This is a genomic window from Nocardioides oceani, assembly GCF_030412965.1.
Lineage (GTDB): Bacteria > Actinomycetota > Actinomycetes > Propionibacteriales > Nocardioidaceae > Nocardioides > Nocardioides oceani.
This window is the reverse complement of the sequence record NZ_JAUHJQ010000100.1, coordinates 1-299: the sequence shown is the minus strand read 5'-3', so window position 1 is coordinate 299 and position 299 is coordinate 1. Positions and strand designations below refer to the sequence as shown.

The following is a 299-nucleotide window of genomic DNA, read 5'->3' as shown; positions in this document are numbered from 1 at the left end:
CGAGGCGTCCGACCAGCAGCGCTCCTACGACCCCGCTGCCGAGGTCGTCGAGCTGTGCCGGGACCTGATCCGCATCGACACCTCCAACTACGGCGACGCCGAGGGCCCGGGGGAGCGGAAGGCGGCCGAGCACGTGGCGACGCTGCTCGACGAGGTCGGCATCACCTGCGAGGTCATCGAGTCCGAGCCGGGCCGGACCTCCCTGGTCGCCCGGTGGGGCGGGGCCGACCCGAGCCGCACCGACGCGCTGCTGCTCCACGGCCACCTCGACGTCGTGCCCGCGGCGGCCGAGGACTGGC

The 299-nt window shown here is 74.9% G+C and carries 1 pseudogene; it reads left to right on the top strand.

From position 1 onward, the window contains the following. Nucleotides 1-299 (top strand): annotated as a pseudogene (locus QWY28_RS23425) (M20/M25/M40 family metallo-hydrolase); the annotation flags it as partial.